This window comes from Flavivirga aquatica, from assembly GCF_001747085.1.
Lineage (GTDB): Bacteria > Bacteroidota > Bacteroidia > Flavobacteriales > Flavobacteriaceae > Algibacter_C > Algibacter_C aquatica.
Genome location: NZ_MDJD01000045.1, coordinates 1 through 13,289, shown reverse-complemented (window position 1 = coordinate 13,289; position 13,289 = coordinate 1). Strand labels below are relative to the sequence as shown.

The following is a 13,289-nucleotide window of genomic DNA, read 5'->3' as shown; positions in this document are numbered from 1 at the left end:
CTTAAAATGAGTACGACAAGCTTCTTCACTATCAAAATGGGCGGTAAAACTAAAAATATTCATGACTTGTTTTTTTAACAAAATAAGCATTTTTAATCAATTATTAGTAATTACGGATATTCAATAAAATAATTAATCTACTGTACGTTCAAACAGTATATAAGCTCCAATTGCTATAACTAAATCTCTAAAGGCAACATCTAAATAACTTCCACTAAAAAATTAAGATTAGAGCTAATAATGTAAGCCAAATAGTAACGACCATTGCTCCTGTTTTTTGTTTAACAAATGAACTCATCTTGACTTTTTAGATTTAACCGAAAATGAGTAAAAATTTGTTCAGATAAAGTTATTTAAAAAAGGCATAGCATCGTTACGCATGAGAAAATAACTGAAATATGGGTGGATTTTGGACATTTTTTAGGAAATAGAAAAAGTCCAAATGAATTCAATACTAAAATACCTGCTACAATTTCAATAACACCAATTATTATTATAAACACAGAAGATTCCAGTGGTAACAAATTTTCAACACCATGAGCATATTGACTCCAATTTCTTAAAATATTAGTAAACTTATCTAATCCAACAACAATAGTCACAAAACTGTAAGTAAACCTAAGTAAGGCTTTTACATTCATAAATTTTCTTTGCTGTTTAAAATAATATGCTTTAGGTATCTCATTGGTAAAATAGTTACAAAATTTTGCAACTTATACACAGCATACTTATCTAAAGAGAAACAAAAAACATAGAAGCCATAAAAATGGAAGATTACAAAAACCACAAGGTTCATGATTTTGTAGTAATCGAACATGTTTTAAGTGGAAAAAAAGAGGGTGTTTGAAATCTTGATGAGAATACATAATCAAAAGCTATATAGAGTTATTAGAAGCTACATAAACCGAGAAGACCTTATTAAAGATACTTATATTAAAGCTTATGAAAAGCTCTATACGTTTATAAAAAAGCTGAATTTTCAACTTAGCTCATTAGAATAAACAGGTATTAATGAAGCGCTTAAATCTAAACGATACAAAGTTATAAAGCATCCTAATATAAAAATCAATAAAACCCTGATTAAAGAAACCTCCGAAATGACTTCTAAAAAAGCCATTATACAAAAAGGAGCCAAATGGGTTTTATAGAAAACAATTAATGAACTTCCTGAAAAATATAAATTATTTATATGCTTAGTGAAGTTGAGGATATGATAATTAAAGAAATTAGCGATTTTTTAGACTTATCTATAAAACAATGTAAAGGTTAGAATTCATCGTGCTAAACACATGCTTAGGGATAAGCTATATCAATTATCAAAAAAACCTAATGTATTTAAATTTGGATCTAGTAAATGTGATATTCTAATTAATAATGTAATGATGGAGATCTAGCATCGACTACTTAAAAATATTACGAGTTAAAAAAGAAAAAACGTACATTTGAAAGAAAAATATGTCACGAAAAAAATATAAATATTTTTTAATAATCATTTTAATTATAGTAGGCTTTACTAGTTACAACTACATATACCACGATCACAGAGTCATAGAGGAAGAACAACCAGATTTTGTGGTGTCATCTACTACCATTAATAATAGCTTTTCAAAAGATCTTATAGCATCAGAAGCTAAATATTTAAATAAAACTATTGAAATATCTGGTATTATATCTGAATTAAATGCCAATGATTTAACAATTGATGATGATGTTTTTTGCCAATTTAAAAATCCTATAAATCAATTATTAAAAGTAAAAACTAAAATAAGTATTAAAGGCCGTTTAATTGGTTACGATGATTTATTAGAAGTCGTTAAATTGGATCAATGCCATATTTTAGAAAAATAAAAATTAAGCTATCATTTTATTCACTTAAATATTAAACAAGCATAAACACATGAAACACCTTTGTATTATTTTACTATTTTCTCCTTTTTTAATCTTTTCGCAAGACGATTTACTAAAAGAAATTGATTCGGACATAAATTCACAATACGCTACAGCAGCATTTAAAGGCTTAAAAATAGTAAACTTTGAATCAACTAAACTTGTTGCAAAAAATACTCTTGCATTTATAGTGTCTCATAGGTTTGGAAGTATTGAAAATGGTATTGATTCTTTTTTTGGGTTAGATGATGCTGTAACACGTTTAAATTTTGTTTATGGTATAAATGATCGTTTAAATATTGGGCTTTCTAGAAGTTCTTTTCTTAAAACATATCAAGGCTCTATAAAATATAGGTTATTTAGACAACAAGGAAACGGCTTTCCTTTTACTATAGTTAGTTTTAATTCCGTATTAATAAATACAGCATTAGAAAAAGATAATTTTCCTCGTTTAGAATTCGAACATCGTTTAGGCTATAACACACAATTATTAATCTCCAGAAAAGTAAACACTCAGCTTTCATTAGAATTAGCACCTACATTTTTCCATGATAACCTTGTTAGTGTTAAAGAACAAGACAACGCGCAATTCGCTCTAGGTTTAGGTAGTCGTTACAAAATTAGTAAACGTTTATCATTAAATGCAGATTATGGCTTACATTTAAATAGAGCAAGCAATTCCCCTTTTAACAACCCGTTATCTATAGGTCTAGATATAGAAACTGGTGGTCATGTTTTCCAAATGCACTTTACTAATGCCAAAGGAATGAATACCAATACCTTTTTAGGTCAAAGCTTTGGAGATTGGAGTGATGGTGATATCTTTTTTGGATTTAACCTAAGCAGGACCTTTTAAAAATAAACTATTGATATACCCCCTAAATATTAATTAAAATAATAAAAGTTATGAAATTTAAAAAAATTATTTATTCTCTTGCGGTTCCTGCATTAATTTTTAATTGCTCAAGCAGTAGTACGTTTGACGTTACAGCTCTACCAGATCCAGATCCAGATCCGGCCCCAGTAGTAACAACAATAACTTACGATGCTAATATAAAAAGTATTATGAGTAATAGCTGTACAGGATGCCATGGGGATCCATTAACAAACGGAGCACCTTTTCCCTTACTTACTTTTAATCAAGTAAAAGATAGGATAGATCGCTCAATAGCCCGTATTAATGACGCTACGAGTCCAATGCCTCCAAGAGGTCAAATAAGTTCTGATTTAAGATCTCAAATGCAAAAATGGAAAGATGATGGCCTTTTAGAAAACTAATACACATAAATTATTATAGCATTATAGATATTGAACTCATATTGACTTTTTTTATTTCCTGAAAAATGGTTGAAATCCACTCATATTTTTGTTACTTTTTTTATACATAGCGATATCTTTTAAAAAGTGTCTAATCTGAATAAATTTTCGCTCATTTTCGGTTAAATCTAAAAAGTCAATATGAGTTCATTATTACAAAATATTAAAAACTCAAGATGAAACATTTATTTTTTATAATATTATTTTTTGTTGCTCTAAATAGCTTATCGCAAAATAAGTATATTACTAAAACAGGCCACGTTTCTTTTGAAGCTTCAGCATCTTCACTAGAAGAGGTAAAAGCTATAAATAGCTCTGTAACAGCCATATTTAATACCGAAAATGGTGATTTTGCAGCCTTAATTTTAGTAAAAGGGTTTCGATTTAAAAATGCTCTTATGGAAGAACATTTTAATGAAAATTATGCAGAGTCTGATAAATATCCAAAAGCAACTTTTAAAGGGAAAATCCAAAACTTTTCTCTTGATAACTTAAGTACTATTAATACTTTTAAAATTAATGGCGTATTAATGTTTCATGGTAAAACAAAACAATTAAATAATGTTATTTTAAAAGTTAATAGGCATGATAATGTTATTACAACTTCAGGAAAATTTAATGTAAAGGTATCAGACTTTGATATAAAAATCCCTAAAATAGTGGGTGATAAAATCTCTGAAAGTGTAGAAATTATTATTAATTTCTCTCTTGAGAAGAAGTAAAAAGAGCCGCTTAAAAGCGGCTCTTTTTACTATTTTATATATATATAATTGAATTACTAAACTTTTACAAAACGTTTAGTTAATGATCCATTATTATTTTTAACATCAGATGATAGCTTTACTAAAAACATACCGCTATTCCATTCTGATATATCAATTTTTGACGTCGATTTACTTAGCACTTGCGAATGCATTTTCTTTCCAAGTACATTGAAAACTTCTAATTTATACCCCTTAGTCATAGGTGTAGAAATATTAATAGTCATCACATTAGTCTTACTTGGGTTTGGGATAATTGAAAACTTTGTTTGTATTTCAATTTGAGAACTAGTATTAATGCTGGCAAATAGCGTAAGCATTATAGTTAATAAAAATTTTAAAATGTAGGTTTTTTTCATAATACTTTTTTTTGGGACTCAAATTTAAGTATTTTTCTACAATATTCTATTAAAATTAAGACCAAAACTTAATACTAAGTTTTGGTCTTAAAATATTATAACTAAATATATTATTTACTTAAATACATTTTACGTCTTGAGTATAAATCGTAAAATTCATCATCTTTTAAACTATCAATAAATAAGATACTTTCTCCTGTACTTTTCATTTCTGGTCCTAGTTTCTTATTTACATTATGAAATTTATCAAAAGAGAATACAGGTTGCTTAATTGCATATCCATCTAATTTTGGTTTAAAATCAAAATCTGTAACTTTCTTTTCTCCTAACATGACTTTGGTTGCATAATTTACATATGGTTCTCCGTAAGCCTTTGCAATAAATGGAACCGTTCTTGAAGCTCTAGGATTGGCTTCAATAATATAAACCATATCATCTTTAATAGCAAACTGGATATTTATTAACCCAACTGTATTAAGGGCTAAAGCAATCTTATTGGTATGATCTATAATTTGCTGTATTACTAAGTCTCCCAGATTAAAAGGAGGCAAGAGAGAATTACTATCTCCAGAATGTATTCCACATGGTTCAATATGCTCCATAATCCCTATGATGTAGACATTTTCACCATCGCAAATAGCATCTGCTTCGGCCTCAATAGCTCCATCTAAATAGTGATCTAGAAGTAATTGGTTACCAGGCATTCTACTCAACAAGTCAACAACATGTTTTTCTAATTCCTCTTTGTTAATTACAATCTTCATCCCTTGTCCTCCAAGAACATAAGAAGGACGAACTAAAATTGGAAAATCCAGTACATCTGCAATTGCCGCAGCTTCATCTGCCGTTGTTGCAATATCAAATTGAGGGTAAGGAATATTATTTTCTTTTAAAAGGTTTGAAAACAACCCTCTATCCTCAGCTAGATCTAATGCTTCAAAACTAGTCCCTAATATTTTTATACCATATTTGGTTAATTTTTCAGCCAATTTTAAAGCGGTTTGACCACCTAATTGAACAATAACACCTTCTGGTTTTTCATGTTTTATAATATCGTATATATGTTCCCAGAAAACAGGCTCAAAATATAATTTATCTGCAGTATCAAAATCTGTAGAAACCGTTTCAGGATTACAGTTTATCATAATAGTTTCATAACCACATTCAGCAGCAGCTAAAATACCATGTACACAACAGTAATCGAACTCAATTCCTTGACCAATTCTATTTGGACCAGATCCTAAAACAATAACCTTTTTCTTATCTGATACAATACTTTCATTATCTGCATAACGCTTACCATCTGCAGTTTCTAAATCGCTTTCAAATGTTGAATAGTAATAAGGTGTTTTTGCCTCAAATTCTGCTGCACAAGTATCAACCAATTTATAAACACGATTAATGCCTAATTCCTCACGTTTATTATAAACTTGGCTTTCTAAACAATTTAGCATATGAGCTATTTGTCTATCTCCATAACCTTTTTGCTTAGCTTCTAGTAATAGATCCTTTTCAATGGTATCTATAGTAAAGGTCGATATTTCATTTTTAAGGAAATGTAATTCTTCATATTGTTTCAAGAACCACATATCAATTCTTGTAATTTCATGAATTCTACTTAATGGAATTCCCATTTGGATGGCATCATAAATTATGAAAACACGATCCCAAGATGCATTGGTAAGTTTTTCTATAATTTCATCATAGTTCTTATTTTCCTTTCCATCTGCTCCTAATCCGTTACGTTTAATTTCAAGAGATTGAGTTGCCTTATGTAAAGCTTCTTGAAACGAACGTCCAATTCCCATAACTTCTCCAACAGATTTCATTTGAAGTCCTAATCGTCTATCCGATCCTTCAAATTTATCGAAATTCCAACGTGGTATTTTTACAATAACATAATCTAATGTTGGCTCAAATAAGGCCGATGTAGATTTTGTAATTTGATTATTTAATTCATCCAAATGATACCCTAAAGCTAATTTAGCTGCAATTTTTGCAATTGGATAACCAGTTGCCTTACTAGCTAATGCAGAAGAACGTGATACACGAGGATTAATTTCAATAGCAATAATATCTTCATTTTCGTCTGGAGATACTGCAAACTGCACATTACAACCTCCTGCAAAATCACCTATACTACGCATCATATGAATAGCCATATCACGCATTTTTTGAAAGGTTTTATCACTTAATGTCATTGCTGGAGCTACCGTTATAGAATCTCCTGTATGAATTCCAATAGGATCCATGTTTTCTATAGAACAAATTATAACGACGTTATCATTTGAATCTCTAAGTAGTTCTAACTCATACTCTTTCCAACCAATTAAAGCCTTATCAATCATTACCTCATGAATTGGAGAAATCTCTAATCCACGTGTTAATAATTTATCAAAATCTTCTTCTTTATAAACAAAAGAAGCTCCTGCTCCTCCTAGTGTATAGGATGCTCTAATTATTAAAGGAAATCCAAACTCTTGAGCAATTTCTTTACCTTTTAAATAAGAGTTAGCAGTAGCTTGTGGTGCCATAGGAATACCTATTTTAAGCATCAACTCTCTAAATTGCTCTCTATCTTCAGTAATGTTAATAGCATCAATATCGACACCAATAATTTCTACATCAAAATCTTTCCAAATTCCTTTTTCATCTGCCTCTATACATAAATTTAATGCAGTTTGTCCACCCATAGTTGGTAAAACAGCATCAATTTGGGGGTGTTCTTTTAAAATCTTAATAATTGATTTTGTGTTAAGAGGAAGCAAGTATACGTGATCTGCCATAGAAGGATCTGTCATAATAGTTGCTGGGTTAGAATTGATTAAAATAGTTTCAATTCCATCTTCTCGTAACGATCTTAAAGCTTGAGTTCCTGAGTAATCAAATTCGCATGCTTGTCCAATAACAATAGGACCTGAACCAATAATCAGAATAGACTTAAGTTTTGAATTTTTCGGCATTTTTACTAGTTATATGTTGTATTATAATTTATTACAAAAAAAATGATCAGCAGATATAAAAAAAGGCATTACACTTAAGTAATACCTTTTTTTATATCAACAATAGTTAATCATTATTTTTTATGTCTTGTTTCAGATGAGACAGATAATTTTTTTCTTCCTTTAGCTCTTCTACGTGCTAATACCTTTCTACCGTTAGCAGAAGCCATTCTTTCTCTGAAACCGTGTTTGTTTCTTCTCTTTCTTTTAGAAGGCTGAAATGTTCTTTTACTCATTATCTTATATCTTTAAACTGAATTGTATATTTTATAATATCTGGGTTCTCAAAACCGAGGGCAAATATACAAAGAGTTTTTACTTTCGCAAACCTTATTTGAAAAATATTTTGAAATATTTTATTTCATCAAAAAAGGAACACTACTCTTATATATTTTTGTACTAAACATACCCTTTTTATATAAGCTACTATCAATAAATTGTTATAGTCATTTCATAAAAATTTAGTTTCTTTGCAATCTAAATTAACTATAACTCTTGTTTTCTAAAAAACATGTAGCTTAACATCTTTTCAAACTTAAACTAATGTACAATAAAATCATAAAACTTATAATTGCTGCGGGTATCATTGTTTTTGCAGTTTACCAATTTACAGAAGGTTATATTGGTAATGGTATTATGCTTATTCTTCTATCTCTTATTTTTATATTTCTATATTTTAAAAACGAATTTATTCTTCTTGCTTTTTTAAAGTTACGTAAACAAGATTTTGAAGGTGCTAAAAAATGGTTGAATAAAATTAAAAATCCAGAATCTGCTTTGGTTAAAAAACAACGAGGTTATTTCAATTACTTACACGGTATTATGGTATCTCAAGATAACATGAATGATGCTGAAAAATATTTTAAAAAAGCATTGGCTTTGGGGTTATCTATGGATCATGATTTAGCTATGGCTAAATTAAACTTAGCTGGTATTGCATTTTCTAAACGCAAAAAACAAGAAGCTCAAAAATTACTATCTGAAGCTCAAAAATTAGACAAACAAGGTATGTTAACCGACCAAATTAAAATGATGAAGCAAAATATGAAACGTACTCAAGGCCCTAATCAACATTATGGATCTGGTAGTTCTATTAGAGCCCAAAAACGTAGAGGATAAAATATTTGCTCTTTTAATAGAATAATAGCTATTTAACTTTAAACAAGTTAATGGTATTTTACATATAAAGCCTTTTGCTTTTAGCAAAGGGCTTTTTTCTTATGTATTATTAACTTAACTATAAGATATAAACAGTTATAAGTATGTATTAAAATATATTTTAATTACTCATTTCTTATAATTACAAGCACTAACTAATATAATTCTTAATGCTTCCTTAAAATTATTTTAATTTTTTCGATAAAGTGTTATAAAATTTGAGGACAAATTTACAAATTCTGCTCTCCGTATTTAAACATCTACAAGTCAAGGTTTTTTAATGATCTTCTCTGTATACTATCCATAAGTGTCTTGCGCTTTTTAACATATGTTTTGTGGGTTTTCCACAGTAGAGTTACGGGTTTTATGTAAAAAACATATGTTCTGTTCTATATAAATTGTAAGCTTAAACATATATAAATAATTATCTGTATTTATTTGGCTACTTTAGTCGACTCAATTAAAATAGTTTCTTGTAAGGAAGTTGTTTTTTTATTAATTAAAGCGAATTTATTTTTAACTGTAAGTAATATAATTATTAATCCAAAGAAACAAAAAGTTTTTATTTAGCACTTTAAAAGTATTAACTAAACTTAAAATATTAAAAAATGAGAGACTTAAAAGTATTACTAGTTTTAACTGTATTATGTACTGGATTACTAACATCTTGTACAAAACAAGAATTAAATGAGGAACCAAATCTTATTGACAAAGATGAAATCGAAAACCCAAGAGACAATAAAAGTCACAAAAGAAAAGAAATTATCTTCCCTTAATTATGTTAGTCTTTTATTGATTGCAATATTTTCCTTTATCTCTATTACAGCTCCCTTTTGGCATATATTTTCGCAGAAGGGAGTTGGTGATAGTTTTTTAGGTTTTAAAACAATAAGATCTTTTCTTTATACATTTGGGATGCATTTTGCTCTTTTTGGATGTTCTATTTTTTCGTTTTGGGCTATTAATATCAAAAGTAAAACAGAAAAACAAATTGACAATATTTCTAAAATAAAAAGAAATATTTTAAATATTATAGCGTGTACATATTGCTCTGTATCTATTTATTACTTACTGTATACATTTATAGATACAAACTCTCCTTATCCTGATTATTACTATGAAATAGCATTTATTGTAGGTGCTATAGTAGTCTCAGTAATTATTTTGTTTTTCTTTAATCTTCAAATAAAAATAAGAGACAGAAAAGATAAGTTTGAAAAAGAATCAGAGTATTTTTTAGGTACAGCTTTAAATTTTATAGATGAAATTAATCACTCAATAATTAAATAAAGATGAAAGAACTTAACGAAAATCTAAATAAACTTATTGAGGATTACCGAAATAACTTATTATCTATTGATGAAGTGATTGTGAAATTTGAATGTTTAATTAATCAATATTATAAAAAAATAAAACTAAGCAAAAAAGCAAGTCAAATTAATGAAGTAGAAAAGTTGTTTCTGAATATTATATTAAAAATTGGAAATATTAAAAACATTGATAATAAATTAGAAAATCGAAAAGAAACCAATGTTGAATTAAGACGAGAACTTGGCTTAATTTAGGTTTAACAATTATCTTAGTTTTTTTAAACATTTTATTTCCCTCATAATGCCATTTTCTGCATCTAGTCTTTCAGATTTAATAAATTTACTAACAGTAGGTATTTCTCTAACTTCTTTTTCATGAAGTAAAAAAGCGTCACTTATTATTCGTTTATGTTCATCTGTTAAATTTCCAGAAAGTACCGTTTCGTCTTTAGTATTATTATAAATAGAATTTTTAAGACTCCATATAGAAGCGCTATTAGGAAACGATTCTACAAGTTTTTTAAGTTGTACTGGTTTTAAACTTGTTTTCTTTCCGCCTTTTATATCGTAATACATTCCTTTAGAAAAGCCTGTTATTTCTAAGAACTCATTAACCTTAATGTTTTCTTCAAATTGTAATTTCAGTATTTTTTCGTATAAGGTCATATTTTATAAAAGTATATACAAATAATCTTCTTGTTAGTTCTTTTTTGTCTATTATATATGATTTTTTTAATAAAAATCCTAAAAAGTATTTTTTATTCTGTTTTTAGCCTTATATATTTGTAATGTATATGTAATAATTCAAAGATAAACAAAAAGACAAGTTTAACAAGTCCTATTTTGGTAAGCTAGTATAAAAACATAAAGAAGGATTATTTGGGGTTAGTATGATTAGTAGTTGAGAAACCACAGGGTATTTTAAGTCTCTCTTAAATAAATAATTTGGCCCTGTGGTTTTAATTAAAAAACACGTTTGTTAAAATTGTGTATGCTGCTAAAGTTTATATATTACTTTTAATTCTTACGAATACAGTATCTTTTACATCTAAATAAAGAAAGCAAATTCCTTATTTTTGAAATGCAAATTAGTATAGCAAACATATTTATTATTAGTGCTAAAGCAGGCTAAATAATGAGAACAAAACCATATTAAATGCGAGTAGAAATAATTTATTTAGGACTAAAAGTAGCACCAATTAAACTATCGTACGAGTTTTACCGAAAATGCGATAAAAAAGGAAAACCCAAAACAATGGTTTTAGGTGGTGGCGTAAAAGTAAAGTTAGAAGCCAATTATGAAACCATGCGTTTTTTAGAAGAAATTTTATCTATAGACGAGCGCTATAAAAATAGAGATTTAACAAACCCAACAGATAGCGAAAGTTATAAAAAGTTTCCATTAATATTTATGATGATGAAGATTATAACATACGTAGTCTAGAACTACTAGATAGCTACATTTCTAACTTTAAAGAGGTTTTTTACACAGTAAAGGAGCATATTAAAAATGAAGAAACTAATAACTTTGTAAAGTTAAAATTTAAATCTGCTTCACAAATTTTTAATAAAGGAGAGGCTGTAAATGTATTTGGCTGGTGGCTAACTCACCCAATTACAAATGCACCATATAAAACGCCAGTAAATACTGTAGAGGAAAAAGAAACAGATTTAAAATTTATAGCTAATTTTGAAAGATTAAGCTCTTACAAAGGAGAATTTGGGTTTGATTGGATGCGTGATGAGTATAAAGATATTTGTGATAACTATGAAGCTCTAAAAAAAGAGTATAACCCAACTACTATTAATGGTAAAGAATATTTTGTGCCTTGGCTTAGTATGTTTCCTAAGCAAAACAATGTCTCATTACTTTTAAAAGTAAAACAAGTAAAAGGGAATAATGGAAAGGTAAAAAAAGATGATGTAGTAAAACTTCCTACAAAACATGGCATACGTTTTGAGCCTAATGAGGTAAGAGTAAAAGATATTAAAGAAAACGGGGTGTTAATTAATGTGTTTTGTGATAGCCCGTTAAGTAGCGATACCGAAATAAGCTTGCTAAATAAGAATGATGCTACTGTGGGGAAGATTATGTTTTTTAAAAATGATGAGATATTTAATCTCAATTTAAAAATTGTAAAAGTGGTTCGTAGTGCTAGTAAAAAACGTGATCTTACAGGGATTAATAAAGCGTTAGAACAAATAGATTTGGATAATTTTTTAAACAAAAACTCATTACAACAAGCTTTAATAAAAACAGCAATTATTCCTGATGAATGTGTTTTAGAATTAGATGGTGAAATACTAAATGAGAATGGTAAACCTTTATTTGATGGAGCAGTATTTGTTGGAGGGAATGAAGTAAGCTCACTGCTAAGGGAGCGTTATATGCAAGAATACGAACAAGAAGTTAAACATAAAGGGCTTTTGTTATTTGTGACACCAATAAAAAGAAAAGGAGCTGCTGGCGATGGTCAATTATGGGCAGCCGATCATAGAAACTGTAGTATTTTTTATGATAGTTTATATACAAAAACCACCTATGCACATGAACTAGCTCATGTGCTAGGGTGCGAACATCCTTTTGATAATGAGTGGAAAATTAATAATGAAAGATTCAATCAAAGGATAAATGATGAAGAAATTAAGAAACAAAAATATTTATCTGAAAACGAAGAGTTCGAAAGAGGTAAGTTGAAATGTATGGCTAGAATTGAGGAAATGAAAACTTACCCTAATAATCCTGTCGCAATTAAAAATATTGAAGTTAATAAATCAAACCTTAAGGTTCTTGATCAAAAAATTTTAGCTAGAGAAAAGAAGATTAAAATTAATGAAGAATTAATTAAAATTTTTCAATCACTTATAGAACAAGCAAGAATTATTAAAGAATCCAATAGGTATGTTTTTCCTGTTAAAGGTATTACAAAAGAAAACTTTATGGATTATGTATACCCAAAGAGTAATCGAAAAAGTTTTTGGAAATGGCAGTGGAGAGCCATGCAATACGATATAAAAACTTATTATTCATAGATGATTATGAAATACATTATAGTATCCTTTTTTTTATTTATAACGTTGTCTAGTTGTTTTGGACAAAAGAAAGTTATCATAGAAAAAGATTCCTTATTGAAAGAAAGTAAATTATCAGATCTATTATTTATAAATGAATCATTTAGAAATAGCATTCATGAAGGAAATAAGGTTGTTTTAAGAGTTAATAATAAAGGATTTTATGAATATAAAAAAGATTCTACATTATATAATGGTAGTCTTGATATAACATTGCATAAGGATTTTAATAATGACACAGGACCTAAAATATACGGATCTCTTTCAGGAGATATAAAAGATGGAAAAAAAGAAGGCGAATGGGAAAAGGAAGTCTTTGTTAAAGGAGAAGAGTCAGCAATAGTAAAGGTCATGAACTATGCTAATGGGGTTTTACATGGCAAATATCAAGTTTTTGATCTAAAAGGAAACGTTTTAACACCA

At 28.3% G+C, this 13,289-nt stretch carries 16 protein-coding genes; 11 read left to right on the top strand and 5 right to left on the bottom strand.

Annotated features, from left to right (window positions below; genetic code table 11):
• Positions 1-353 precede the first annotated feature (353 nt).
• Positions 354-641: a DoxX family membrane protein gene (locus A8C32_RS11575; protein ID WP_069830590.1), complete on the bottom strand. Its 288-nt coding sequence runs from the start codon at positions 639-641 to the stop codon at positions 354-356.
• Between the two features lie 814 nt (positions 642-1,455).
• On the opposite strand from A8C32_RS11575, the gene A8C32_RS11570 reads away from it, so the two are divergent.
• The 4 genes from A8C32_RS11570 to A8C32_RS11555 all read left to right on the top strand — a co-directional run bounded on the left by A8C32_RS11570 (position 1,456) and on the right by A8C32_RS11555 (position 3,926).
• Positions 1,456-1,848 (top strand): OB-fold protein, encoded by a 393-nt coding sequence (locus tag A8C32_RS11570; protein ID WP_069830589.1) that lies wholly within the window; start codon positions 1,456-1,458, stop codon positions 1,846-1,848.
• Positions 1,849-1,897: 49 nt separating this feature from the next.
• Positions 1,898-2,743 carry a DUF5777 family beta-barrel protein gene (locus A8C32_RS11565; RefSeq protein ID WP_069830588.1) on the top strand — a complete coding sequence of 282 codons (846 nt, stop codon included), beginning with the start codon at positions 1,898-1,900 and terminating at the stop codon, positions 2,741-2,743.
• 50 nt (positions 2,744-2,793) lie between these two features.
• Positions 2,794-3,165: a hypothetical protein gene (locus A8C32_RS11560; RefSeq protein ID WP_069830587.1), complete on the top strand. Its 372-nt coding sequence runs from the start codon at positions 2,794-2,796 to the stop codon at positions 3,163-3,165.
• Positions 3,166-3,380: 215 nt separating this feature from the next.
• Positions 3,381-3,926, top strand: coding sequence for a YceI family protein (locus A8C32_RS11555; protein ID WP_069830586.1), 546 nt, complete (start codon positions 3,381-3,383; stop codon positions 3,924-3,926).
• A 56-nt stretch (positions 3,927-3,982) separates the two neighbouring features.
• Here A8C32_RS11555 and A8C32_RS11550 read toward each other — a convergent pair whose 3' ends face one another.
• The 3 genes from A8C32_RS11550 to rpmH form a co-directional block, all read right to left on the bottom strand.
• Positions 3,983-4,324, bottom strand: coding sequence for a T9SS type A sorting domain-containing protein (locus A8C32_RS11550; RefSeq protein ID WP_069830585.1), 342 nt, complete (start codon positions 4,322-4,324; stop codon positions 3,983-3,985).
• 110 nt (positions 4,325-4,434) lie between these two features.
• On the bottom strand, positions 4,435-7,287 hold the full coding sequence (gene carB, locus A8C32_RS11545) for a carbamoyl-phosphate synthase large subunit (protein WP_069830584.1): 2,853 nt from the start codon (positions 7,285-7,287) through the stop codon (positions 4,435-4,437).
• Positions 7,288-7,400: 113 nt separating this feature from the next.
• Positions 7,401-7,562 (bottom strand): 50S ribosomal protein L34, encoded by a 162-nt coding sequence (gene rpmH, locus A8C32_RS11540; protein WP_027878648.1) that lies wholly within the window; start codon positions 7,560-7,562, stop codon positions 7,401-7,403.
• Positions 7,563-7,869: 307 nt separating this feature from the next.
• Here rpmH and A8C32_RS11535 point away from each other — a divergent pair, with 307 nt between their 5' ends.
• The 4 genes from A8C32_RS11535 to A8C32_RS11525 all read left to right on the top strand — a co-directional run bounded on the left by A8C32_RS11535 (position 7,870) and on the right by A8C32_RS11525 (position 10,049).
• Entirely contained in the window at positions 7,870-8,445 is a 576-nt protein-coding gene (locus A8C32_RS11535) for a tetratricopeptide repeat protein (RefSeq protein WP_069830583.1), read from the top strand.
• 647 nt (positions 8,446-9,092) lie between these two features.
• A complete protein-coding gene (locus A8C32_RS20665; RefSeq protein WP_165605832.1) occupies positions 9,093-9,260 on the top strand; it encodes a hypothetical protein in 168 nt (55 codons plus the stop codon).
• Positions 9,199-9,774: a hypothetical protein gene (locus tag A8C32_RS11530; RefSeq protein WP_205635387.1), complete on the top strand. Its 576-nt coding sequence runs from the start codon at positions 9,199-9,201 to the stop codon at positions 9,772-9,774. The genes A8C32_RS20665 and A8C32_RS11530 overlap by 62 nt, the downstream gene beginning before the upstream one ends.
• 2 nt (positions 9,775-9,776) lie before the next feature.
• Positions 9,777-10,049 (top strand): hypothetical protein, encoded by a 273-nt coding sequence (locus A8C32_RS11525; protein ID WP_069830581.1) that lies wholly within the window; start codon positions 9,777-9,779, stop codon positions 10,047-10,049.
• 9 nt (positions 10,050-10,058) lie between these two features.
• Here A8C32_RS11525 and A8C32_RS11520 read toward each other — a convergent pair whose 3' ends face one another.
• Entirely contained in the window at positions 10,059-10,460 is a 402-nt protein-coding gene (locus tag A8C32_RS11520; protein ID WP_069830580.1) for a hypothetical protein, read from the bottom strand.
• Between the two features lie 490 nt (positions 10,461-10,950).
• Between A8C32_RS11520 and tssD the strand changes: the two genes are divergently transcribed.
• The 3 genes from tssD to A8C32_RS11505 all read left to right on the top strand — a co-directional run.
• Positions 10,951-11,238 carry a type VI secretion system tube protein TssD gene (tssD, locus tag A8C32_RS11515; protein ID WP_069830579.1) on the top strand — a complete coding sequence of 96 codons (288 nt, stop codon included), beginning with the start codon at positions 10,951-10,953 and terminating at the stop codon, positions 11,236-11,238.
• Positions 11,239-11,528: 290 nt separating this feature from the next.
• A complete protein-coding gene (locus A8C32_RS11510) occupies positions 11,529-12,827 on the top strand; it encodes a restriction endonuclease subunit S domain-containing protein (protein ID WP_069830578.1) in 1,299 nt (432 codons plus the stop codon).
• A 6-nt stretch (positions 12,828-12,833) separates the two neighbouring features.
• Positions 12,834-13,289 (top strand): hypothetical protein (locus A8C32_RS11505; protein WP_205635386.1); only part of this gene is annotated, 456 nt, incomplete at its 3' end.